Raw genomic sequence first — 24,658 nt, forward strand, 5'->3', positions numbered from 1 at the left:
TCAGAATATCACAATTCATTAACTTAAATTGTGAACTTTTACAGTCACCCAATATCCATCACCTCACCCACGCTCAAAGCAATCAGTTTAGGTGGATTTATTTTATATTCTGGATATTCTTGTCGTAGTGCTTCTTGATATAAATTAAGCTGCCCTTTATAGCGTAGCTTTAGTTGTGCTAATCCTTCTGCAAGGCGCGTTGGTTGCACAAAATCTGTTTTGTAATCAAATAGCGTCACGCTTTTAGTCGCTTCGTCAACAAAATAACCATCAATGATACCATGTATGAGTACGGGCGCATCGTCATTGACTTCTTGATAAATTTGATTAGCCGGTACAATCATGGCAAATGTGGCTTCTCGTTGCAACGTACGCTGATGTGCTGCAATTTCTTGAGCAAATGGCGTGTGTACAAAACGTAAGATATCATCAACTTGTATCAGCGCTGCCACGCTAGGCAAAATTTGTTCACTAGCCACTAATTTTGTCAATAAATCGTCAATATTTTTAGAACCAATGGGTTGCGTTATATCAATCAGTTGCAGCAACAAGTGTGTGGCTGTGCCAATGGCGGCGCTTGAAGGCTTTTGCAGACCATCACTCAAAAAATTAGGTAACGGCAAGGTCTCTGACACGTAGGCATTAGCAGCTTGTGTATTGCCCTGCTCATCAAGTATTAGCGTGCTCATATTCAAGCGATCGGGATCTTCAAATAAACGCTTAATTTCACTAACAGATTGATAAGCTGCCGTTTTTGTTGCTGTCATATTGGGATATCGGTACGATAGCAATGCTTTAGCTTGAGTATAGTCTTCAGCTGTGTAATCATCTTGTTGCTCTGTTTCATTAGACAAGCTTTCTGACGATATATTCGGCGCAACAATATCTGTTTGCGGTATGATGGCAACCGATGTTGTTGCGTTGGTTGGTGTTTCATTTCCCATCAAACGCGGTAGACTATCGTCACCTAACCACGCGTCCAATACTTGATTCTCAGTTCGTGCAAAACTAATCAGCAACCATTGCAAATATGAATTTGCTTGTAATCGTAAGTTTTCTGACAAAAATTGACCGCTAGTTTGCTTCGCTGATTGCCATAATGCTTTAATTGCTTCGTTGCCCTCTTCGCCTTTAATTTTGGCCGTCCCAACAATATAAAGTTGTTGCTCAGCGCGAGTTAATGCGACATATAGCAAACGCATTTCTTCGGACCAGCTTTGCCGTTTTAAGGCTTGTTTGACAACTAATTTCTGCAAGGTCGGCATCGTAACCAATGCATCGGGTTGCAAATATTCCAGACCAACACCCGCATTTTTTTGAATTAATAGTCCCCCATTCAAGTCTTTGGTGTTAAAAGCTTTATCCGCTTCCGGTAACATGACAATCGGAAATTCCAATCCTTTTGACGCGTGAATCGTCATCAAACGAACCGCTTGTGCATCAGCTTCTTGTGGTGCCTCACCCAAGTCACCATCAGAACTTTGCAATTGTTCAATGTAACGAATAAATCGAAATAACCCAGCATGTGTGTTATTTTGGTAGCTTTGCGCATACGTGTACAAAGCATGTAGATTAGCTTGACGCTGGGAGCCACCCGCCATCCCACCAACATAATCCAACCAAGCTGTCTCGTCATAAATGGTCCAAATAAGTGTCACGAGGTCATTTTGAATCGCAATATCGTGCCATTTGTTAATCAATGCAATAACTTTTTCAGCTTGTTCGTTTGATTTGGCATAGCGATTGAATGCTGTCCAAAAATCATGTTGCTGATCCGCCGTCCGAATGGCTGCCAAATCATTCTCATTAAATCCAAACATTGGCGAACGCAATATTGCTACTAACGGAATATCTTGATGTGGATTATCAATGACACGTAGTACATCCAACATCAAGTATATTTCCATAGCCTGAAAATAATTGCCAACACCATCCACTTGGACTGGAATACCTGCTTGTCGCAACGTCGCGACCAAATCAATATACCCTGTTTTAGAACGCGTTAAAATTGCAATATCACCATAGGCAACCGGTCGCATGCCCGCTGGCTCAGCTTTACGATCATAAATAGTTGTACCGCGTAACGCTAATATTTTGTTGGCCAGCAAGGCATATTGTGCTTGACGTTTTTCAAATGTATCTTCTTCGCTCGTTTCGTCATCATTATCTTGGGTTATGATATCAAGATGAAAGACAGGTGCGACTCCCTCCGGATATGAAGCTTTGGAAACTAATTTGGCATCCCCGACGTAAGCAATATCGCCTAACGTTTCATCCATCAGTTGGGTAAAAATTAAATTCGTCACACGCGTGACATTGTTTTGTGAACGGAAATTATCAGCCAAATCTATCCGACTGTCATTATTTCCCGATTGTGCAAACTTTTTGTACTTGGCAGTAAATAATGATGGTTCTGCTTGACGAAAACCATAAATGCTTTGCTTCACATCGCCAACCATGTACATGTTGTGTCCGTTGGAAACACTGGTTAGTAAAGTTTCTTGGAGCTGGTTAATATCTTGATACTCATCAACTAAAATTTCTTGGAATTGGCCTTGTATCGTTTGTTTGGTAACGTCATCAGATAAAATTTGTAAGGCTAATGTCCCCAAATCTGGAAAATCGAGTAACTTCGCGTCTCGTTTTGCTTGCTCAAAAGCCTTCCGGAAAGATTGCGTCACAATAACTAACGTGTCAATTAATTGAAAGGCCAGCCCTTGAACACGTAACCACGCCGACTCGTTTAATATGAAGTAGTCTTCCAACCATGGCTTTAATTGTGATTTTGACCCAATGACTTGTGTTCGTACTTGCCGCGCGGCGGCCACCAATGCAGACAGATCAGGATCTTCTTTAATTGCTTTGGTTTGCGTGTTCATTTTAGCAGCTGGCACCGCTAAAATAGCAGATTGCAATGTGTCCCAAGACCCAGTTTCAATCTGCTGAGCAACTGACGACAGGTATGTCGCTATTTCTTCAAAAGCATCTTGTGTTTTTTGTAATTCGTCAACACCATCAACACCGATCTGAATCTGCTGCACTTTTTGCGTTAAATCAGCGATATCCGCCTTCAAAAATGGTTTGATGTGTTTGGTGAATAAATCAGTTTTCGCCAACGGTTCACCAGTAATACGGTACGGATTACGTAAATTTTCTAGCCACTGCGTCCCATCAGCTCGTGCTTCCGCAAAATCCGCTAATTTTAGGACAATATTTTGCAACGCATCATCATGATTTGGATTACCAAAATTGTTGACCAAGGCTAAAAAATCTTGGTGGTTGTCATTTTCTTCCGCATAAAATTCAGCAAACACTTCTATTAAAACATCTTGACGCATCAGCTCACGCTCGGCTGTGTCAGATAAAAGACGGAATTGTGGATCTAAGCCTATCACGTGATAGTACATTTCAATAAGTCGTAAAGCATACGCATCAATAGTGAAAATATTAGCTGCGGGCAACAACAACAACTGCTCTTGTAAAAATCGTTTTTGTTTCCCAGTTGCCGTCTTTAAACGCTTCTCAATGGCTACCTCTAGTCTTTGTCGCATTTCATGAGCAGCGGCGTTAGTAAATGTCACAATTAAAAAATTGTCAACGCTCGTCCCGGCCAAAATTTTTTGAATAATGCGTTCAATTAAAACTGTTGTTTTACCAGAACCGGCTGAGGCAGCCACCAGAATATTATGGTCTGTTTCATCAATAGCGCGTTGTTGATTAGCTGTAAATGTGGTCGCCATTATTCATCCTCATCTTTCAATAATTCTAAAATACGATTCTTATCACCCGTGGTTTGCTCACGATAACGGTCACCAAGCGCGCGATCAAAACGCATAATATCAAGATATGGTGAGTAGGTTAAACCACCCTCAACTGGCGAAAGTGGAAAGTGACCAGCTAATATTTGTTGTCCTGCTGTCACAATGTTTTGTCGATTCCGTTTTAAGAGTGCTTCAAATTCTTCAGGTGATACAGCGTCAACACCCGATTTTCCTAAATCACCATTTTTGAGACGCGCCAGTGGATAATGTGGCGACTTTTCTGATGCTTCAATGTCAGCAAGCGCATCAACATAAGCTGAATCTGAAATGAATAAACCGCGGTATTTGAAGTTCTCTGGTAAAATTCTACCTTCTAACAGCGCATCAATGTCCGTGCTACTCGTTAATGATGTCTTATCAGGTACAATTTTTGCAAAGAAAGCACCACCCACTTTATCAAAACCGAGTTGACTAGCACTCTGTTGCGCAGCATCCCAATAAGTCAACAATTGCATTTGTAAACCATCATAAGCTTGTGCCCAGCTAAATAGTTTGCCATTTGATTTATAGTCAATAATTGTCCCAAATTCACCCGCACTATCTTGCAAATCTAAACGATCCAACTTACCACGGACATGTATTTTTGGCAACTGTAATGCTGGCAAAGAAGCTTTTGGAAAACCAAATAATTGTTCAACCGCTAATGGCCGACTCGTGTTTTCACGTGCCGCTGCTTGCAAATTCAATAATAGAATGTCACTAACACGTGTCAAATACTCACTGGTAGCACGCATTTTACCATTTTCGGTGAGTATTTCGAAAACTGGCGACGTCATTAAATGCCCCATTTTTTCGGACACCAAATGTTTGATATCATCGCTGGTCAAATCACGCAAACTTAAATTATTTTGAATGAGGTGCGCTAACACCTTTTCAAAAATAGCATGATAGAGTGTGCCTGTTTGCGCGACGTCTAGTGTGTTTGTTGTGCGTTCTTTTAAATGCAGCCCATACTGCAAAAAGTAAGCATACGGATTATGATAGTAACTTTCTAATTGAGAAATTGAGACATTTAACTGTTCGCCAAATAGTGCTGCCACAAATTCTGGGCGCAATTGGACTGGCTTATTTTGATAATTTGGTGCAGAAAAAACACGAGTGAGTCGTGATTTTACCGTGGTTTCAAGCAAGGATTTCAATGATTTAAACGCAGAAGTTTGCCTAGCAACTGGTAAAATTTTCACTAATTCAGATAACGTTGTTTGCGGCGTTCCAATATAGTGTTTAATTAAGGCTGAACTAGAAACTGGCTGTCCACTGACGGTTATCACTTCAATGCTAAAGGTATCTACCAAACGTTTGAAAAATGGCGACATTTCTGCTATTTGTCCACTGCTATCCAAGATTGGGTAAGATAACGTGATATGGTCAGTCGCTGACATCAGGCTACCATAAAATAACAAGTTTTCTTCGGCCATCTGCTGCTGCGCTGTATTTTGTAGGTAACGTGGCTGGTCGCCTGACTGTAAGTCTGGCATAACCATTGTTCGTTCGGCATCATTAATTAAAGCTGTTGTTTTAGTTTGTGCCGGCAGGTTTTGGCGCGTACCGCCAATAAAAAATAATTCCCGATAGCTCGTACTTTGCACAATTCCAGCTTCAGATATGGTTAATTGGTCTAGGCTGTTTGGAATGCCTGAAAATTTAGCACCGGAAAAGCCAGCAACCAAAATATCTACCATGTCCGTCAAAACGAAATCATCATCGCCTTTAAAACTAACCATATCATCTAATGTCTGGCTAAACATCTGCCAGACTTCGTCGTGTTGTTGGGCGTGTACTAAATCCCCTTGCGCCATTAAATTATCGCGTTGATTAATCAAAACATCAACAACATGATTTTTTTGTAGCCATTCAATCAGCGCAGTAGCTGCTTGACGGAATGTCGTTACTTTTTTAAGGCCATCATCTAACTGATCAAACGATTTAACCACAAAGCGACGCAAAAACTCAAGCCGTTGATTAATTTTTTGATCTTGTGAAATTTCTGTTTCATCATTATCACGAGTCACTTGGAATAGTTGAAAAGGCCGATCAAACTGACGCCAAGTGGACTCATAGGGTCGATAAGCATATAAATAATTGTCCAAATAACCTACAATATCAAAAAATTCATCACTAGCAACAGACTTGCCATCGATAGTTGGGCGCAACAAACCTGTCTTTAAAATTGCTAATACATTTTGATAATTAAATTTTTGTGGTGACAAAAGTGTTAGAATCAGCTCTACCAACGGATGATTCATCATTGTGACATCAGTATCCAGAAAAAAAGGCAGCTCAAATGCAGCCATCACGGCTGGAATATGTGATTGATAGGGGCCCAAATCGCGGGCTAAAATCAAAATATCCCTTAAATGTAACGACGGATCCTGTTGTAAAGCGCGCCTGATGCGTCTGGCTACCTCCTGAATTTCCACAATCGGCGTTTCAGCTGCAAAAGCCTTGAATGCAGTTTTATCATCGGTCACTTGAAATGAACGATATTCCCCTAACTTCTCCCATGCTGATAAGACTTGATAATTAGCGGAAGATAGTTTTCGTAAAGTGCTTGCACTACGAGTATTCACTGATTGTTGGTTGCTTGATGCCCATGCAATCAACTGTTGGGCAGTTGTCATCGGCTTAAAAAAAACATCTCCAGCTTGCTGTGTCCCTAATTTTGATATGTCACCCAGAAGTGCTATTGTCACCGGATAACGAGCAATCAAAGCATTCACAACAGCTTGTTCCGCACTTGTAAAACCATTGAAACCATCAAAATAAAACATCGTATTTGACAGTTCTAAGTCATTCAATTCCCCGACAAAATGCAACAAAGATTCTTGTGCAGTTATTCGTTGTTGCCCTAATTTTTGTTCGAATGCCTCAGCGACAATCGCCAAATCACGAAGTTTAGCGTTTAAAGTTTGTCGTAAAAAAATATTATCCGCAGATTTGGCAACAATATCAAGCAAATCTTGAGGTGATATACGACTGACACGTAGCTCAATCAGTTGCGCTACTAAAGCTGTTACAAAACCACTCTTGGCTTGTAGACGTGCAAAAACTGGTAATTGGCTTGCTTTCTCTCGCAAAATATCAGTCACCATCATAAATAATCCGGCTGTCGAAACTGTTTCCGGCTGCTTTGTCGGTGTATTTTTCATGAGGGCCCAAGCCAGCCGTGTCAAAGAATATACCTGCAGCCGACTCTGCGAATAACGTTGCGCCTGACTATGACCATTGATTACAGAAAAACGTTGAAGCACATCAACTTCACTGTCAAATTTAACGTGATTAGGGACAATATAATATATGGTTAAACTAGCATTTTTTTGGAGATGTTTTTGAATATCAACCAACATGTCACCACGCATGTCATGCTCAGCACGCCCCATTAAAATATTGAGCGTCATTAACTTAGCCTTTCTTCAGGTACATAATTAATTGGTAGCCACTCTAAGACACGCTCAATTTTTTTATCCCAATAATACCATTCGTGCTTACCGGGTGCCGTTTCAAAAGTGATATCATAGTCTAAATCGCGCAACTTTGGAATGAAATCATCATTAGTTGGTTTTAGATAATCTTGTTCACCAATCCAAGCATACAACTGTGGTTTTTGGGTATTTTTTTTAGCTAACGCAAGCAAGTCATTGTCCGAACCGACAAATTTATCCAAATCACCAAAAATACCTGTCCAATAATCTTGCGTCGTCTCATCAGGTATAGCGCCAAATTGTGGTTCTCCTACTAACGCGCCTGACAATGAAGCTGCATAACTGAAGTGATTGGTTCCTAATCCAAGTTTGAAGGCACCATAACCACCCATTGATAAGCCAGCAACAAAGTTTTTTTCGCGTTTTGTTGATAGTTGTGGGAATAATGAGGCTACTTTTTTGGGCAACTCATCTGCCAACGCATCAAAATAATTCAAGCCATATGTTGTGTTCGTATACCATGCCAAATCAGTGGAAGGCATCACAACAGCCACAATTGTTTGACGAACTAATCGTTCAATTGACGTGCGACGCTGCCAAATATCTTGATCGCCAGACATGCCATGTAACAAATACAATACTGGTATATCTTGCAACATTTCGGGTGTCCAATTCGGATTGTGATCAGATAATTCAGGTAAAATCACATTCATGTGTCGATCCATTCCCAAAACCTGCGAATAATAATTAACTTGTAAAAATGCCATGCGTTGTTATCCCCTTTTAGTATTTACTGCTATTTTAACAGAAATAACCTGCAATTGTGGTTGGAAACAGTAGTTTTTTAGCTATTATCACAAATCAAAATCTATTTTTTGGCAAAAAAAAATGTGCCAAATTAATGGCAACATTTTTTAACTTTTTGAATTAAACAAGTGCTAACAAATCAGCCTTCTTTGCAGAAGATGCGTATTCAGTACCTTGTGCATCCAAATATGCTTTGATTTCAGCAACTGTATTCTTTTCTGTTGGCTTGTCAGTAGCAGGCTTAGCAGTGGCCTTTTTTGCTGACTTTGCAGCTGGCTTCTTACCTGACTTTGAGTCATTAAACTTTGCCAAAATACCAGCGTTGCTCAACAAGTTGCGAACTGTGTCAGATGGTTGCGCACCATTGCCTAACCATGACAAAATCTTGTCTTCATCCAACTTGATTTCAGCAGGTTGTGCGATTGGGTTATAAGTACCAACTGTTTCAATAAAACGACCGTCACGAGGTGAACGTGAATCAGCAATAACAACACGATAGAACGGACGCTTTTTTGCACCCATACGCTTCAAACGAATTTTAACTGCCATGTGGTAGTCCTCCAATTATCTTTGTGTTTATACACATTTATTCTACTAGATAATTATGCCACTACTTGTAAGTTATGTCAAGGGTTTTTACTTGACATCATTTTGCTGTTCACGTGCAATATTGATTTCTTCACTCAAAATAATCAAATTATCTAAAGCACGGCGCGCCAAAAAAGAATCATGTTTGCGATTTGCCTCATTAGTAATCCCACCAAGCGTGTGTGGTGTATTTAAATCATTAATAATTTTTACAAGCTGATTCTGCCAACTAGTGAGTTGCTCATTCTCCGTCATAAAAAATCCTCCAGTTGATATATCATTTATTCTACCAAATTAACAAGAAAATAACAAAAAATCTTCATAAGATTAAATTATTACAATCAAAATTTTAAAAAATGAGTTGTTGGTTACAAAAATAGCCATTTGTTAAGGACTGTTATTGTCTGTTCAGGTACATATCGTAACCGTATGGTGTGCCCACCATTATCATCACGAACAATAATGTCAAGATGTGTTGCTTTTTTTGCTGCTAATGTATATAAACCATGCGTATTAAGTCCTTGTATTTTATCACGCGTGATAAAATAACCCTCTTTAGTTAAGCCATTGCTACGTTGCAAGTAAATAGCAGACTCACAATATCCGATTTTTTGATCTTTGATTGTCATTATGTTTTTTAAAATCAAAAACCCTACCACGACTAAAGCAATCAAAATACCGAGCAATATATTATGCCAATCCCAATATTTTGGTAGCCAGATCATCACAATACCACTCAAAACAACAATCATAGTTGCCAACCGCAATAAACTAAATCTAACCTGATACCATGCAGCTGTCTTAATAGCGCTAGGTTGCCACTGCTTGATATCAAAGTCATCAACTCCCAAAACTTTTTGCAACGTAGTTGTTGCCTTTTGACTACTGACTACTGGAATCAGTACAGTTTTCTTATCATCTTCATCTCGACTTGCGGAAAGCAAAACGTTGGCACTCATCAACTTAACCATTCTTCTCAGCAAAGTTTGTCGCAATTGAACAGCCTGAATTCTACTAAACTTAAGTTGGACACTTTTACGTGCTAGTAAACCGCGCGAAATCACAAGATGATTTTCTTCATGTAAAACTTTAAAATCAAAATATTGATTATAAATCCTGAAAAATCCAACGACAATACCTATAAATAGACCAATTACAATCAAAGAACTCAATACTATCATAGATTGATGATTCACAAAGTCCGTGACTGTCGCTTTGAGATGTTTTGGTAAAATATCGTCAATTTGCGTCCATAATGTGAATAAAGCTAAAAAGCCACCAAGACCACTCAGTGAGGTAACAGCGTATAACATTAAGTCCCTATTTGTCACATGATATCTTAGCTCTGATATAGATTGCTTTGGCCTAATTTCTTCAACACTGGTTTTTTTATTTTGGGCACTGCGTCTTTTTTGTTCGATAATATCAGCTTGTGTCAAACTCAGAGCATCAAAGACCACTTCTGGTTTTCCTTGCCCTGAAGTGTCAATTTGTAAACGCACGGATTGAAATGGTTGATAATAAAATGGCATCGTTCTAGAAATAGTTTGAATACGCTCAAAAGGCACATGAACTTGCTTTTTATTAAAAATACCCTGTTTTACTGATAGCTCATTGTCATCAAATTCGAAGGTAAAAAATAACCACTGAATCCAAGCGCTACCAATAAATACGACAAATATACCTAATACTATCAAAGGCAAAAAAATCACGCCATCGTTTTTAATATTGAACAAGCCTAATATAATTGGCCAAATCATTATTTTGATATGACTAAAAAAATTAACAACAATGGCAAACCAACTTTGATGCTGTTTAGTCATCTGAAGCTACCTCACGGGCGTGTAAAGCTGCTTTGACTAATTGACCTCTCAACTTTTTAGCTGTTACTTCACCAATAGCCTCAATTTGGAACCCATGTGCCGCTGTTTCAATAGATAAATCCATTAATTTAAAATAACGTAAAATCGGTCCCTGCTTGGTATCAACATTTTGAATACGATTCAGTGGAATTGATTCAGACTTTCTGAAAATAAAACCACGATAAATGTAAACCGCCTGATCATCAATCACGTAACGTCTAAATCGATAAAAATAAGGAATTAGCGTCATGTGTATAACAGGCAAAGTAGCTATCAAAACCATAATGATTAAAATCATCATTGCTAGTTGATGAAAATTACCGCGCAAAAAAAGCATGTAAATAATTATTTCCACGACTACTAAAAACAACAAAGCGATGACATCATGAATTAACCAAACAATTTTAGCCGTTTTAGGCAGCTGCGTGGCTTTTTCTGGAATCATATTTTTCTCCCCCAAAAATACTAGACATTTATAATATTCAGTGTATCAAAGCAATGTATCGAATGCAAAAAAGCTAGCATTTCACTAGCTTTTAAAGATTTATAATACTTCACCATTGGTTGCAATGACATTCTGGTACCAATCAAATGAATCCTTTTTGTAGCGCTTTCCCGTACCTTGGCCCATATCATCTAAATCAACATAAATGAAACCATAACGTTTGGCCATTTCGCCAGTTGAAGCGGAAACAATATCAATACCAGACCACGGCATATACCCGATTAGAGGAATACCATCTAAAGCAACTGCTTGCTCCATGGACTTGATATGTCCTTTGAAGTAATCAATCCGGTACTGATCATGTATTTCACCTGAACTGGTCAATTTATCATAAGCACCAAAACCATTTTCAACAATCATCATTTTTTTATGCCAACGATCCCACATCCAATTCATCGCATAACGAACACCTGTTGGATCAATTTGCCAACCCCAATCTGATTGTTTAAGGTAAGGATTGTCGCCGTGGTTAGCTTCTTCATCATATTCTAAATAGTCATCGCCAGTTGCAGAAACAGTCCAACTCATGTAGTAAGAAAACGCCACATAGTCGACGGTGTTTTCTTTTAAGATTTTAGCATCTTCAGGTGCCATTTTAATATCGAACCCTTTGTGTGACCAGAATTTCAACAGCCAGTTAGGATATTCTCCCAACGCATGGACATCACCCCAATAATAACGTGTTTGCATCGCTCTCTGTGCCATCAAAATATCTTCTGGGTTTGATGTTGCAGGATAAACAGGGTTCATCGCAATCATATCACCTACCATGATGTTTGGGTTGATTTCATGGGCAATTTTAGTTGCTAAGGCTGAGGCAACTAACTCATGGTGTGAGGCTTGATACATCAATTCTTGTGCCTGTTCTGCTGGATAATCTTTTAACCCAGAGTTTTGTAGCATTGGATGTGAATCCATCCAAGAGGTTTGATTATTAATTTCATTGAAAGTCATCCAGTACTTGACACGATCACCATAACGTTCGAATACCACACGTGCAAATTTAGTGAAAAAGTCGATCATTTTACGATTACGCCATCCACCATACTCAGTCACTAAATGATATGGCATTTCAAAATGAGATAACGTGATGACTGGCTCTAAGCCATTATCAATCATCGTATCGATCATATTATCATAAAATGCCAAGCCAGCCTCGTTAGGTGTTTCCTCATCACCGTTTGGAAAAATTCGCGTCCAAGCAATAGATGTTCTAAACGCTTTCATCCCCAATTCTTTCATCAATGCAAAATCTTGCGGAAACGAGTGATAAAAATCAATGCCTCTATGATTAGGATAATTACCATCTGGTAAAACAGTGTCTGTTACAACGCGTTTAACACCGTTTTTTCCCGCCAGCATCACATCAGCAATTGAGACACCCTTGCCGTCAACATTCCAAGCACCTTCTAGTTGATGTGCTGCTACTGCACCGCCCCATAAAAAGTCTTGTGGCATTTTATAACCTGTTGTCATTTGTTATCTTCTCCAGTTCTTAGGTTCATTTAGCGATTATTTTGTAAAAGAAAAGCCCGCAAAAGCGAGCTTTCAATCAGTTCTCTGCCAATTTGCGATGAAGTGCAATGATTTCAACTGCTAAATCACGAAAAGTAATACCATTCATCAAATGATCTTGGGCATGAACCATATACAAGTCAACTTCAGTATGATTACCTTGTGCTTCTTGTGTTAGCATGTCCGTTTGAACATCATGTGCTTCTTTAAGTGATTTATCAGCTTCATCAATTGCTGCTTGTGCACCCTCAAAATCACCTGATTTAGCCAACTGAATTGCCTGAAAAGCTTGCGACTTGGCATTGCCACCATGCATAATCAGACCCATCACAACTTGCATTCGTGCTTCGTCTTGCATCAAATCGGCCATCTTAAACTCCCATCAATGTTTCGGCAGACTTCAAAACATTGTCGCCCTTCATCATGCCATAATCCATCATATTGATGACATCCATTGGCACACCAGCGGCATCTGTGTGTCCCTTAACCTCATTTTTCATATAAGCAACTTGAGGTCCAAGCATCACAACATCAGGATGCTTTTCTTTTAGCTTAGCGTCAACATCAGACGTTGAAGTTGCAAAAATATCGTAATCCTTTCCTTGAGCCGCGGCGGCCTTTTGCATGTTTGCTACCAATAATGATGTTGACATACCAGCTGCACAAGCTAGCATAATTGTTTTAGTTGCCATAATATGTTTCTCCTTTAAAAAATCATTTCGTTTATAGCCTTATCATAGCATGTTTTCAATCAAATGTAAACGCTTTCACAGTTTGTTCATACTTTTCCAAAACGATCAAAAAAACATCACAATTGTGAATTGTGATGTTTTTTGATACTATTCTAGTCCCTCAGTTAGGGCTTCTGGATAAAACTCACGGACAATATCTGCTTCATGCTTTGACAATTCTGGAAAATCAGTGTCAGAACCAATATCGTCATGATACAGGCGATCTCGTGGCGATACTTGACCTGTGGCGTGAGCAACAGTAATGTGCCAACCTGCAAAGTCTTGTACATTTTGCGCACTTTCCAATGATTCCAAATGAAGTTGTGACACCATTAACAACAAACGGACATCCGCATTCAAATCTTTTAACCATAACTGTTGTTCAGTCGTCAGATAAAGCGTCAAAGAAGCCTCAGCATTTTTACCAATTAAGTCGGTTTCACGTGCTTCTTCAAGTGCCTTGTTGACAGCGTCACGAAGACTCATAAAGGTTGACCACTGTTCAAACAAAACTGTCGTATCACCTAGATCTTGAACATCAGGCATATCAGTCAAATAAGCAAATTGTGCTGTTTCATAAGGAAGATATTCCCATACTTCTTCAGCTGTGTGAGGTAAGATTGGTAGCAACAATCGCGTCAAATCAGTCAAAATCTTATAGAAGACTGTTTGCATTGAGCGACGAGCTTGCCCAGTAGGTGCCTCAACATAAACAACATCCTTAGCCACATCAAGATAAAAGGCTGATAGATCAACGTTGACAAAGTTAATCACACGCTTAAAGACATCGTTGAATTGGTAATTATCATAAGCATTGCGCACATCTTTAACAAAATTATTTTCTAAGGCATAGAAATATTGATCATGTGCTGCCAATGATTGATATGACACACCATCTTCTTTTGGATCAAAATCAGAGGTATTTGCCAGCAAGAAACGTAACGTATTGCGCAACTTTCGATAACTCTCTGACACTTGTTTCAAAATTTCATTTGAAACACGCATGTCTTGTGACGTGTCGACCGATGTCACCCAAAGACGCAGAATTTCAATTCCCATTTTGTCAGCTACTTCAAGTGGCGAAATTGTATTTCCCAGAGATTTGGACATCTTGTTGCCTTTACCATCTAATGTAAAGCCTTGGTGCAAAATAGATTTGTATGGCGCAATGCCATTTACGGCCACAGATGTGATCAAAGAAGAATTAAACCAACCACGGAACTGATCAGACCCCTCCAAATACATATCAGCAGGATAATCTAATTCAGGTCGTGTATTCAAAACCCCATTCCACGATGAACCAGAATCGAACCAGACATCCATGATATCCTCTTCTTTAGTAAATTCACCGTTTGGTGAATGTTCATTAGTGTAACCTTCTGGCAAAAGTTCTTTAGCATCATGTTCAAACCAATAATTCGAACCATACTCAGCAAATAAATCAGCGACGTGGTTGATCAACTTTTCGTCTAAAATAGCTGTACCATCTTCTGCGTAAAATATTGGTAATGGTACACCCCAAACACGTTGTCGTGAAATAACCCAATCACCGCGATCGCGAATCATATTGTGCAATCGAACTTTACCCCAATCTGGGAAATATGTAACCTTATCAAGTTCGGCTAAAATCTCTGATCGGAACTTGGCCACAGAAGCAAACCATTGGGGCACTGCCCGCCAAATAATTGGTTTTTTGGTACGCCAATCAAATGGGTAAGAATGGGTAATCTTTTCTTTTGCCAAGAACAACCCAGCATCCGTTAATTTGTTGATGACAATGCCAACAACATCATCATAGAATTTGCCTTCAAAGTCAGCACCCGCGTTGGCTGTCATATAACCCTTTGAATCTACTGTTACGTCAGCGGGTAAGCCATACTTTTTTCCAACGTTGTAATCATCTTCACCAAATCCGGGTGCTGTATGAACTAAGCCAGTTCCTGAATCAAGCGTAACATGATCAGCATTCATCACTAATTCTTCATGCTCACTATCCCAAGGATGATAAGCTGTAATGCGATCAAGCTCTTGACCTTTATAGGTTGCGACCGTTTCATATGATTCCCAACCAAACTTAGGTGCGACTGAATCGAGTAGTTCAGTCGCAACAACAAATTGTCTCGTATCACCAGCTGGTATCACAACTGAGTATTCGAAATCAGGCCCTAACGTAATACCACGAGATGCTGTAACAGTAAACGGCGTTGTTGTCCAGACCACAAAGTAAGTATTATCATCCAAAATACCTTTGCCATCTTTTACTTTATTGGCATAGAACAATGAGGTTGAATCAATGTCATGATATTCAATTTCAGCTTCAGCAAGAGCTGACTCAGACGACCATGACCAATACACTGGCTTCGCACCTCTAAAGATGTAGCCTTTCCCAGCCATTGCACCAAAAACTCTAATTTGCGCTGCCTCAAATTCTGGCTTCAATGTAATATATGGATTTTCCCAATCGCCCAGAACCCCCAAACGTTTGAAATCCGAACGTTGCTTATTAACTTGTTGCAAAGCAAATTCTTTAGCTAAATTACGCCATTCTGATTTAGGCATACTTTTTCTATCATGACCTGCTTTTGTCAATTGCTGTTCAATTGGCAAACCATGAGTATCCCAACCGGGAACATAAGGTGCATAAAAGCCAGTCATGTTCTTATAACGTACAATAATGTCCTTGGTAATTTTATTCATGGCGTGACCAATGTGAATATTACCATTTGCGTATGGTGGTCCATCATGTAGGTTAAAATGAGGTTTCTTCTCATTTTGGGCCAAACGTTGCTGATACAAGTCTTCCTCATACCATTTTGCCTGACGTTCTGGTTCCGTCTTAGGCAACGACCCTCTCATTGGAAAAGCCGTTTTACCAAGATTCAACGTATCTTTATACTTCATATTTCATTCTCCTAAAAAAGTTAATCGACAACAATCATTTAAAATAATGATAAAAAACGTCCCTATGCATCATCTGCATAGGGACGTTTTCACGTGGTACCACCCAATGTTTAGTAATAACTAATCTTCATTATTACTCTCAAATCAGTATTAACGGCCTGCGCCGTTCTAGCTTACTAAAATTTCAGCTAAACAAAACTAGTAACTGATCTGATTGGCATCAGGGACGGTCATCTTCCACCACCATGACTCGCTGCACGTATATATGCCAATTTTGCTGTGTTACGCTTTTTATAATTATTAATGATTGTCCGCTTGGTCTTCTGATTCTGGAAACACTACAACCGGCCCTTGGGCTTCTGCTGTTTCCTGTTCATCTGACTCTTGCTCTGACTGGCTTGAAACTTCAACTGGTGCTGCTTCAGCAACTTTACCAATACGATTGGCTGTTACTTGACCAATTGGTAAACGATGAACAGCTTCTGCTAACTCATCATTTTCTAATAGTGTACGCTGTGCTGTTAATAATTGCAAGAAGGAATTTTTAAAACTTTCAACTTCTGTACGTAATTGGTTTTGCTCATTGGTTAATTCTGCGTTTTCTTGTGCTAGACGTTCTGCTTCCGCTTCCGCCTTAACACGAGAATCACTGATGATTTTAGTAGCTGCTTCTTGTGCATGCGTCAATTGCTTTTTCACTTCAACATCAGCGTCTTTTTTCAATCGGTCAGCTGCTTCTTGTGCGACAAAAATAGACTGATTAACTTGCTCACGCTTGGCTTCTAGCGCCTCGACTTGCGATTGCGACTGCTCAAGTTGTACTTTAAGCGCATCTCGCTCAGCAATTAGCGCTTCATAATCACTATTGACTTGATCCAAAAAAGCATCAACTTCAGTCGCAACATAAGCCTTACTGCCTTTTTTTGTAAATTCGTGATTTAAAATTTCATCTGGTGATAATGCCATAACTTTCTCCTTTAACATAATTGTACTTCATAATTTTATCATGCCTAGTCTAAATTAGATAGAAGCCTGACATTACTATCTTTGTACAACATTGACAATTGCTTTCAACTTATCTTTTTTACTCCGACCATCTAGTGACTTGATTTGTGCACGACCATGCTTTCTAACTGATATCAAATCATTTACAGAAATTTCCAAATTGGCCTTTTGCGCAAGCATCCAATTCACATGAACTTGACCACTTTCAATAAGTGTCTTAGTATCACTACGTGACAGTTGAAAAATAGATGATATGACAACATCAAGTCGCAAAGATGACATTAAAGCAAATTGCTCTTGCCAATTAGTTAAAACAGGCAGGGCTTCACTTAACGATTGCGCTTTCAGATTAACAGCAACTCGTCCAACTTTTGTAACGGTTTGCTGGATATAAGCTAACATTTTCTGATCGACAATGATTTGCCAATTCGTTTCTTCATTATCAAATAGGATATCGCCAAGTACATCCCGACTAATACCCAAGTGCATTAAGGTGCCCAAAATTGTCGAATGATGTAGCGTGGCAAACTTTTTTGGATATTGTACAGTTAGTAAACCAATTTCAAAATCTTCTTGTTTTACTTCAAATACTTCTGGCGCAATGATTGCCCTTTGACTTTCAGCGCCATCCACACCACCATACAAATAACTTCACAATCCAGACTGACGGTTAATCAATGTTTGTAGAATGTATTGTTCTCTCGGATTTAAAAATCGCGTCAGAATTAAGCGATAGTCATCATCAGCCTGTTTTACCCAATCCAGAACTTGTTGTATGAAAGGTTGTTCGTACTCACGAAAATGTTGTGAAATACTTAGCACGTCATTACTCATAGGAATATCGAAACTAAATGTAGCAAACCACTACGTGCAAAATTCAAAGCCAAAATTGCGACAATCGGTGAAAAATCAAGCATCCCAATTGGTGGAATAAACCTAAAAATTCGTAGATATGGCTCGACAATACGACCCAAGAATCGGCCCAAGCCAGACTCACGAGCACCTGGTAGCCAAGACATTAAAATATAAATAACAATTGCATATTCATAATATTGCACTAATCGAAACAACCATATGACAATTTCTGCAATCATGAATTAGTACCTACTGTTGGGCTCAAGATTATCTGTCAAAGTTCCAGAAATTTCAAACGTATTTGGTGTGACCAAAAAAATTGATTGTCCAATACGTTCAATTTCACCGTTAACAGCATAAACAGCACCACCCAGAAAATCAAGAATTCGTTTAGCTTGTGCTTCATCAATCTGCGTGAAATTGACAATCACTGCTTCACCACCCAAAATTTGTGAAGCAATCGCTCGAGAATCAGAATATACTTTTGGTTCAAACAATGCAATTTTACTATTCGCACTATTAAAGTCTGAATTGGCTTGTTGTGTAGTAGTTGATGGTCGTGTAAATCGTTGTTGTTGGGAAGTATTTGCTTGTTGCTGAACAGGCTGTGGTTGTGGCTGTTCTTGGTATGATTGTTGATCATACCCTTCATCCTCGTAATAATCTTCCTCATTACTAAATAGACGTTTAATTGTGTCCCCTAATGCCATGAGTTCTCCTTAACGTTTCTTGAAAAATGGTGGTTGGTCAGTGTCGTCATCATTGCCCAAATCAACCGCAGCACTTGAGCTCGGTGTATTAAAGACATCAAATGATTGCTTCTGAACACCATCAAAACGATCATCTTCAGCAAATGCGTCTTTGGTTGTGCCACCAATATTCCAATCAGCAAACGGATCGTTTTGTGTTGGTGTCACTTTGGGGGCTGGTGATGCTGTCGCTGGTTTTTCAAAAACTGATGAAGCAGACGAAGGTGCTGCCGACTCAGTCGACGTTGTTGTTCCAAAAACTGAAGCAGCTGGTGCTACATTCTTGGCTGCAGATTGTTTGGATTTATCGTTAGTATTTTGAAGACCAGTCGCAATAACTGTCACGCGAATTGAATCACCAAGATCTTCATCAATTGATGTTCCAAATATAACGTTCACGTCACGTCCTGCTTCTTGGCTAATAACTTCTGAAGCCGTTTGTGCTTCAAACAATGACATATCTAGACCACCGGTGATATTAAGCAAAACGTCTTCCGCACCTGACATGTCGACTTCAAGCAACGGTGACGAAATAGCTTGTTTTGTTGCGTCAGCTGCACGGGTTTCGCCACTTGCTTGACCAACACCCATCAAAGCAGGTCCGGCATCTTGCATGACAGTTTTCACATCAGCAAAGTCCAAGTTGATGAAACCAGGATTAGTAATCAGCTCAGAAATGCCTCGAACACCTTGTGCCACAACTTCATCAACTACTTTAAATGCTTCAGATAGTGGTGTACGAAGGTCAATACGATCTTTCAAACGTTCGTTAGTAATCACGATTAATGAGTCAACAGACTCTGACAAAGCCTGTAATCCTTCAGCAGCAAAACGTCCGCGCTTTGGGCCTTCCCATTTAAATGGTCGTGTAACGACCGCAACGGTCAATGCGCCTTGTTCTTTAGCAATACGTGCAACGACAGGAGCTGCACCATTACCAGTTCCACCACCCATACCTGCAGTAATCACAACCATATCGGCACCAGCTAAGGCATTAGCAATATCTTCAGTTGATTCTTCAGCAGCTTTAGTACCACGCTCTGGATTCGAGCCTGCTCCCAAGCCACCGGTTAATTTAGGACCGATTTGAATTTTTGTATCGGCTTTTGACTTATCTAGTGCTTGTACATCAGTATTGGCTACGATAAATTCAACGCCACTGACGCCTTCTTCAATCATATGGTTAACAGCATTTGAGCCACCACCACCAACACCGATAACTTTTATGATTGCACCCGCTTCTTGGGTATCATCAATTGAAAAATCCATGAGTTGTCTCCTTAAGTGTCTTTTTAATCTTCGTTAAATAAATTGTTTATCTTTTGGCGAATTTTTCCAAACCAGCCTTCACGAGGTGCCACAGTGGCATCATCGACGTATTGATAACTGTCATATGATTCTTGTTGTGGTGCCTCACTTGGTGTTGGTTCAGGATTAGGTGTAACCTCACGACGGTTCATAATCGTTTGTTTAATCACCTGTTGCACCATGTTTTCTCTAGATGCAAACACTGAGTATGCCAAAGCACGCGTGTACGAAGGATGTCGCAAACCAATTTGATCTGGTACAAACAAACGAACATTATCGCCCAATAATTGTTTGGTAAAATCAACCATTTTTGGCAGCGCTGCATTGCCACCAGTTAAAACAAAGCCTCCTGGCATATTCAAAGCATTAACCTGTTGTAAATGATCAAATATTCGCGTAAACATTTGCTCTAAGCGAGCCGCAATGATTTCCGATAAATACTTCTCGTCAAATTGTTTTGGTACAACCTCACCAATAACTTCGACTGGAAAATCGTTGTCTTGGTCGGTTTGCAATGGATCAGCAAAGCCGTAATCACGTTTTATTCTTTCAGCATTGATGTAAGAAGTGCCAAGCACAGTTGAAATATCCTTGGTGACACTATCACCACCTTCAATATCGACAAACGTGTACTTCAATTTACGATCATGGATAACAGCAGCACTAGTCTGTCCGCCACCTAAATCAATCAAAACAGTACCAAAGTCTTGCTCGCCGTCATTCAAGATAGTTGTACCAAGAGCCAATGGTGACAGAATAAATTCTTGCAAATTTAGTCCGGCCTTTTGAATTGCCATTCGCGTATTATCAAGAATCTTGCTAGGTCCAACATAGGCCACCCCATGCATTTCAAGCCTTACACCTATCATTTCATGAGGATCTTTAATGCCATCAAATCCGTCAACAACGAACTCTTCAACGACTAATTCAATCACATCACGGTCTGCGGGCAAGCCATTTGATAATGCTTGTTGCGCTACATTTTGAACATCCTGATAAGTAATGCGCTTATTTTGGTTGGCAATAGATACCAGACCATTAACATTGATAATTTCAACTTGATTAGCTGGAACACCAACCACAACATCGGTAATTTTAATATTTGCTTTTTCTTGTGCCTGATCAATCGCCTCACGAATCGCAGCGGCAGTCGTATCGATATCGACAATCACGCCACGGCGTAAGCCACGTGAAGGGGCGCTTCCCGCACCAATCACATTAAATTGATTCCCAGCAGTTTGTGCAATGACAACTTTAATTGAAGTGGTTCCAATATCCAATCCAACCGTCACGCCTGAATTATTCATGCGTTGTGCCCCTTTGTTAATTATTTTTACAAAATATACCTAATATTAATAATAACATAAAATCGCAATATTTTGCGACCCAATTCTAGTTTTTCAGTACGTTTCATATTTAAGATTTATAGTTATATGAGAAAGCGCCAAATTGTAGGTCAACCACACCTTTTGCTTTCATTTGTGCTGCAATACCAGGATAATAAACAATCTTTTGACCAAATGTTGTTGTCGTTGCCAGCACAGTATTACCATCAGCCATGATAATTTTTAGGCGTTTCGGGTTCTCTTTTGTAGGCGAAAATATTATTTGACTAATATTTTGTCGCAAAGATGCTTCAAAATTGGAAAATGTGACAGCCGTTTTAGCCAATGTGTCATCGCTCTTAAAGCCTGTATAAACTGGTGCATCACCATCTGGTTGACTGACTGAATGACGATTTCCTTGCTGATTGATAGCATACCACTGTCCTTTTTGTTGAACAAATCCAGCATTGACTCTTTCAACAACAGTAAACAACACATCGCCATCATTTAAAGTCACTTTTACCGAGTCTATTTTATTGTTTTGTGATTGCAGTCGATTTTCAATAAAAGCTTGTTGTCCAACCAAACGCCAATACGGTGTCGTTTGATCAACATTAACATATTTTTTTATTTGCTCTTTAGAAACGACCGTTGACGCAACTGACACATTTTTAATCGTACGCCAAGGTTGTAAAATCAATATTAAACCGCCAATCAAAACAGCAAAAACCGCTAAACTCAGCCAAAGTTGTAACGGTCGTCTCTTGTTTACAATATGTTTTAATTGTGGTACATCTTCTTTCATCATTCTCCAATTGCATCAAGAATCAGTGCATAAAGTCTTTCGCCAGCATCACGCACACCAATTTTAGTTGCCTGAGCTGCCATAGCCTCACTCACCTTATCATTTAATAACAATGTATCGGCAGCTTGAGTTAGCGTAACTGCTGACAAAGATGGCTCGGAAATCATCAATGCAGCACCAGCATCAACCAAACTTTGCGCATTTTTAGTTTGATGATCACCTGTCACAAAGGGGCTCGGAATTAAAATAGACGGAATACCCAGCGCTGTAATTTCTGCTATTGATGTCGCGCCAGCCCTTGCCACTATCGCATCAGTTTGTGCCATAACTTCTGGCATGTTGTCAATATAAGGTAATATTCTGACATTTTCAGCTGGTTGTGTAGTCATTCTTGCAAGGACATTATCATAACGTTTGGGACCAGTGACAAACACAACTTGATAGCTTCGTTGATTAAATGTTTCTAAAGCATCAATAACTGCTAAATTAATAGCTGGCGCACCTTGAGACCCACCAAATATTAGCAAAGTCTGTTTGTCATCACGCAAGCCAATCTGTTGCCATGAGAAATTTGACTTGAGTGAAGCAACTTGCTGTGCTCTTGGGTTTCCAACCACCGTTGCTTTTCCTTTGGGAAATTGTGATAACGCAACATCGAAAGCAACACCGATACGCGTCGCACCACGAGACAAAAATTTATTTGTAACACCAGCAACTGAATTTTGTTCATGAATGACCGTTGGAATATGTAATCGTTGGGCTGCATAAACAACTGCCCCACTGACATATCCGCCAGTGCCAACGACAACATCTGGCTGAAATTCTTTAAGAATTTTTTTTGCCTCACGAACGGCTTTTAAAAACAGAGAAATCGTTTTAACATTATCTAAAGATAGTGACCGCTTGAACCCCTGAACAGTTAGGCGCTCAAATGCCATTCCTGTTGCAGGAACAATATTAGATTCAACACCTCGCTCTGATCCCACATACAAAAATTTTGTATCGGGTTCATGCTTTTGAATCACTTCAGCTAAAGCAAGCGCCGGATAAATATGACCACCTGTTCCACCACCAGATAAAATAATTTTCATAACGACTCCTTTCAAATTTTAAGTGCTTCTTTTAGTGCAGCGACAAACTTTTCACCGCGTTCTTCAAATGTCTTAAATTGATCCCAACTGGCATGAGCTGGTGATAGTAATACCACGTCGCCCGGACGTGCTAACTTCACTGCTTCTGGCGCCGCTGCCATAACATCCTTAACAGTAATGACTGTTTTATCGGCTTGGTTTGCCAAATCAACAATTTTTTGTTGCGTTTGTCCAACAGCGATTACGGTTTTCACATGTTTTAAATTAGGTACCATGCGTGACAAATCATCACCGCGGTCTAACCCACCACCAATCCATATTGTTGGTTGATCAAAGCTATTTAATGCTGTCTGTGTTGCCTCAATGTCGGTGGCTTTTGAATCATTATAGTACTTTACACCATTCACAGTAAATAAATACTGCAAACGATGTTCAACCCCTCCAAAAGTCTTCAACACATCTTTAATCGCGCGGTCACTCACCCCAGCTAGTTTGGCAGCTGTTGCTGCTGCTAAAACATTTTCCAAATTGTGGGGTCCCACTAGCTTTATGTCAGTTACAGGCATTATTGCATCGCCATTAATCAATAGTTGATCATTTTTAATTTCTGCCTGTAAACCACTTTGTTGACGAGAAAACGTTAGCACTTTCGCGTGCGTTTTAGCAGCAAAATTTGGGGTATCTGGGCCATCAGCATTTAAAATTAAATACTGATTTTTAGTTTGATGGCGTGTAATCTGAAATTTGGCAGCTACGTAATTATCTCTAGTTTTGTGATAATCCAAGTGATTAGAAAAAATATTGGTCACAACAGCAATATCTGGTCGAATATCTGGTATACCCATTAGTTGGAAACTGGACAATTCTAACAATAATGTATCTTTTTCAGTTAAATTAGCAACGACTTCACTGACCGGCGTGCCAATATTGCCGGCTGTCGTGACCGGCTGTTCATCCGACTTGAGCATATCACGAATCAAGGAAGTCGTTGTCGTTTTACCATTGGATCCTGTCACCGCAATTAATCGGCCATTGAATGTACTCAACGCCACGGCAACCTCTGTTAAAATTGGAATTTTCAAGGCAAGCGCCTTTTGTACCAATGGCTGGTCGTAATTAATACCTGGATTTTTCACCAGATATTTGAAACTGTTATCAAGATGCGCATCTTGAGCTTGCGATATAAAAGTAACTCTTTGAGATTGCAAAGTCAGAAAATCATCGTCTTCTTGAAAATCGCCGTCATTTGCAACAGTAACATCAGCACCAAGTGCTAATAAAAGCTTAGTCACTGCTTTGCCAGAACGTGCCCAACCATAAACCATAATTTTTTCATTTTTAAAATCCAGTGCCTGCATGATTTAACCT

Annotated in this window: 19 protein-coding genes and 1 pseudogene; all 20 read right to left on the bottom strand. The window is 39.6% G+C overall.

Translation table 11 applies throughout. The annotated features are described in order from the left end of the window. Nucleotides 1–44 precede the first annotated feature (44 nt). Nucleotides 45–3,740, bottom strand: a complete 3,696-nt coding sequence (addA, locus tag ACI3ES_RS07280) for a helicase-exonuclease AddAB subunit AddA (protein ID WP_114666843.1) — start codon at nucleotides 3,738–3,740, stop codon at nucleotides 45–47. Beyond that, complete coding sequence (locus tag ACI3ES_RS07285; RefSeq protein ID WP_407631958.1) at nucleotides 3,740–7,219, bottom strand: PD-(D/E)XK nuclease family protein; 3,480 nt, start codon at nucleotides 7,217–7,219, stop codon at nucleotides 3,740–3,742. Before ACI3ES_RS07285 ends, addA begins: the two co-directional genes overlap by 1 nt. Next, nucleotides 7,219–8,010, bottom strand: a complete 792-nt coding sequence (locus ACI3ES_RS07290) for an alpha/beta hydrolase family protein (RefSeq protein ID WP_114666845.1) — start codon at nucleotides 8,008–8,010, stop codon at nucleotides 7,219–7,221. The genes ACI3ES_RS07285 and ACI3ES_RS07290 overlap by 1 nt, the downstream gene beginning before the upstream one ends. 160 nt (nucleotides 8,011–8,170) lie before the next feature. Next, entirely contained in the window at nucleotides 8,171–8,599 is a 429-nt protein-coding gene (rpsP, locus tag ACI3ES_RS07295) for a 30S ribosomal protein S16 (RefSeq protein WP_114666846.1), read from the bottom strand. 87 nt (nucleotides 8,600–8,686) lie between these two features. Beyond that, a complete protein-coding gene (locus ACI3ES_RS07300) occupies nucleotides 8,687–8,893 on the bottom strand; it encodes a hypothetical protein (RefSeq protein WP_004914739.1) in 207 nt (68 codons plus the stop codon). Nucleotides 8,894–9,006: 113 nt separating this feature from the next. Beyond that, nucleotides 9,007–10,461, bottom strand: coding sequence for a PH domain-containing protein (locus ACI3ES_RS07305; protein WP_260353887.1), 1,455 nt, complete (start codon nucleotides 10,459–10,461; stop codon nucleotides 9,007–9,009). Then, nucleotides 10,454–10,945: a PH domain-containing protein gene (locus tag ACI3ES_RS07310; RefSeq protein ID WP_114666848.1), complete on the bottom strand. Its 492-nt coding sequence runs from the start codon at nucleotides 10,943–10,945 to the stop codon at nucleotides 10,454–10,456. Before ACI3ES_RS07310 ends, ACI3ES_RS07305 begins: the two co-directional genes overlap by 8 nt. A gap of 99 nt (nucleotides 10,946–11,044) precedes the next feature. Then, nucleotides 11,045–12,481, bottom strand: coding sequence for a 6-phospho-beta-glucosidase (locus ACI3ES_RS07315; RefSeq protein WP_036068181.1), 1,437 nt, complete (start codon nucleotides 12,479–12,481; stop codon nucleotides 11,045–11,047). A gap of 76 nt (nucleotides 12,482–12,557) precedes the next feature. Then, nucleotides 12,558–12,878, bottom strand: a complete 321-nt coding sequence (locus tag ACI3ES_RS07320; protein ID WP_114666864.1) for a PTS lactose/cellobiose transporter subunit IIA — start codon at nucleotides 12,876–12,878, stop codon at nucleotides 12,558–12,560. Nucleotides 12,879–12,891: 13 nt separating this feature from the next. Then, a complete protein-coding gene (locus ACI3ES_RS07325; protein ID WP_010291907.1) occupies nucleotides 12,892–13,212 on the bottom strand; it encodes a PTS sugar transporter subunit IIB in 321 nt (106 codons plus the stop codon). Nucleotides 13,213–13,359: 147 nt separating this feature from the next. Beyond that, nucleotides 13,360–16,152, bottom strand: coding sequence for an isoleucine--tRNA ligase (ileS, locus tag ACI3ES_RS07330; protein ID WP_142511644.1), 2,793 nt, complete (start codon nucleotides 16,150–16,152; stop codon nucleotides 13,360–13,362). A gap of 300 nt (nucleotides 16,153–16,452) precedes the next feature. Beyond that, nucleotides 16,453–17,118: a DivIVA domain-containing protein gene (locus ACI3ES_RS07335; RefSeq protein WP_080519685.1), complete on the bottom strand. Its 666-nt coding sequence runs from the start codon at nucleotides 17,116–17,118 to the stop codon at nucleotides 16,453–16,455. Nucleotides 17,119–17,193: 75 nt separating this feature from the next. After that, a pseudogene (locus ACI3ES_RS07340) lies at nucleotides 17,194–17,991 on the bottom strand (RNA-binding protein). Then, nucleotides 17,988–18,251, bottom strand: a complete 264-nt coding sequence (locus tag ACI3ES_RS07345; RefSeq protein ID WP_004914758.1) for a YggT family protein — start codon at nucleotides 18,249–18,251, stop codon at nucleotides 17,988–17,990. The pseudogene ACI3ES_RS07340 and the gene ACI3ES_RS07345 overlap by 4 nt, the downstream one beginning before the upstream one ends. 3 nt (nucleotides 18,252–18,254) lie before the next feature. Beyond that, a complete protein-coding gene (locus tag ACI3ES_RS07350) occupies nucleotides 18,255–18,722 on the bottom strand; it encodes a cell division protein SepF (protein ID WP_114666851.1) in 468 nt (155 codons plus the stop codon). Nucleotides 18,723–18,731: 9 nt separating this feature from the next. Further along, entirely contained in the window at nucleotides 18,732–20,030 is a 1,299-nt protein-coding gene (ftsZ, locus tag ACI3ES_RS07355; protein WP_114666852.1) for a cell division protein FtsZ, read from the bottom strand. Between the two features lie 23 nt (nucleotides 20,031–20,053). Next, nucleotides 20,054–21,376 (bottom strand): cell division protein FtsA, encoded by a 1,323-nt coding sequence (gene ftsA / locus ACI3ES_RS07360; RefSeq protein ID WP_114666853.1) that lies wholly within the window; start codon nucleotides 21,374–21,376, stop codon nucleotides 20,054–20,056. A 109-nt stretch (nucleotides 21,377–21,485) separates the two neighbouring features. After that, nucleotides 21,486–22,199, bottom strand: coding sequence for a cell division protein FtsQ/DivIB (locus ACI3ES_RS07365; RefSeq protein WP_114666854.1), 714 nt, complete (start codon nucleotides 22,197–22,199; stop codon nucleotides 21,486–21,488). Further along, nucleotides 22,199–23,290 carry an undecaprenyldiphospho-muramoylpentapeptide beta-N-acetylglucosaminyltransferase gene (murG, locus tag ACI3ES_RS07370; RefSeq protein ID WP_080518944.1) on the bottom strand — a complete coding sequence of 364 codons (1,092 nt, stop codon included), beginning with the start codon at nucleotides 23,288–23,290 and terminating at the stop codon, nucleotides 22,199–22,201. Before murG ends, ACI3ES_RS07365 begins: the two co-directional genes overlap by 1 nt. An 11-nt stretch (nucleotides 23,291–23,301) precedes the next feature. Beyond that, nucleotides 23,302–24,648 (bottom strand): UDP-N-acetylmuramoyl-L-alanine--D-glutamate ligase, encoded by a 1,347-nt coding sequence (murD, locus tag ACI3ES_RS07375; protein ID WP_114666856.1) that lies wholly within the window; start codon nucleotides 24,646–24,648, stop codon nucleotides 23,302–23,304. Between the last annotated feature and the right edge of the window lie 10 nt (nucleotides 24,649–24,658).

Source organism: Leuconostoc falkenbergense (genome assembly GCF_045801155.1).
Taxonomy (GTDB): domain Bacteria; phylum Bacillota; class Bacilli; order Lactobacillales; family Lactobacillaceae; genus Leuconostoc; species Leuconostoc falkenbergense.

Coding starts and splice junctions, on each gene's coding strand:
- ftsZ (WP_114666852.1), bottom strand. CDS start 20,030: ATGGATTTTTCAATTGATGATACCCAAGAAGCGGGTGCAATCATAAAA.
- ACI3ES_RS07345 (WP_004914758.1), bottom strand. CDS start 18,251: ATGATTGCAGAAATTGTCATATGGTTGTTTCGATTAGTGCAATATTAT.
- ACI3ES_RS07300 (WP_004914739.1), bottom strand. CDS start 8,893: ATGACGGAGAATGAGCAACTCACTAGTTGGCAGAATCAGCTTGTAAAA.
- rpsP (WP_114666846.1), bottom strand. CDS start 8,599: ATGGCAGTTAAAATTCGTTTGAAGCGTATGGGTGCAAAAAAGCGTCCG.
- ACI3ES_RS07320 (WP_114666864.1), bottom strand. CDS start 12,878: ATGCAAGACGAAGCACGAATGCAAGTTGTGATGGGTCTGATTATGCAT.
- ACI3ES_RS07305 (WP_260353887.1), bottom strand. CDS start 10,461: ATGACTAAACAGCATCAAAGTTGGTTTGCCATTGTTGTTAATTTTTTT.
- ACI3ES_RS07290 (WP_114666845.1), bottom strand. CDS start 8,010: ATGGCATTTTTACAAGTTAATTATTATTCGCAGGTTTTGGGAATGGAT.
- ACI3ES_RS07315 (WP_036068181.1), bottom strand. CDS start 12,481: ATGACAACAGGTTATAAAATGCCACAAGACTTTTTATGGGGCGGTGCA.
- addA (WP_114666843.1), bottom strand. CDS start 3,740: ATGGCGACCACATTTACAGCTAATCAACAACGCGCTATTGATGAAACA.
- murG (WP_080518944.1), bottom strand. CDS start 23,290: ATGAAAATTATTTTATCTGGTGGTGGAACAGGTGGTCATATTTATCCG.
- ACI3ES_RS07285 (WP_407631958.1), bottom strand. CDS start 7,219: ATGACGCTCAATATTTTAATGGGGCGTGCTGAGCATGACATGCGTGGT.
- ACI3ES_RS07310 (WP_114666848.1), bottom strand. CDS start 10,945: ATGATTCCAGAAAAAGCCACGCAGCTGCCTAAAACGGCTAAAATTGTT.
- ACI3ES_RS07350 (WP_114666851.1), bottom strand. CDS start 18,722: ATGGCATTAGGGGACACAATTAAACGTCTATTTAGTAATGAGGAAGAT.
- ACI3ES_RS07365 (WP_114666854.1), bottom strand. CDS start 22,199: ATGAAAGAAGATGTACCACAATTAAAACATATTGTAAACAAGAGACGA.
- ACI3ES_RS07335 (WP_080519685.1), bottom strand. CDS start 17,118: ATGGCATTATCACCAGATGAAATTTTAAATCACGAATTTACAAAAAAA.
- murD (WP_114666856.1), bottom strand. CDS start 24,648: ATGCAGGCACTGGATTTTAAAAATGAAAAAATTATGGTTTATGGTTGG.
- ileS (WP_142511644.1), bottom strand. CDS start 16,152: ATGAAGTATAAAGATACGTTGAATCTTGGTAAAACGGCTTTTCCAATG.
- ftsA (WP_114666853.1), bottom strand. CDS start 21,376: ATGAATAATTCAGGCGTGACGGTTGGATTGGATATTGGAACCACTTCA.
- ACI3ES_RS07325 (WP_010291907.1), bottom strand. CDS start 13,212: ATGGCAACTAAAACAATTATGCTAGCTTGTGCAGCTGGTATGTCAACA.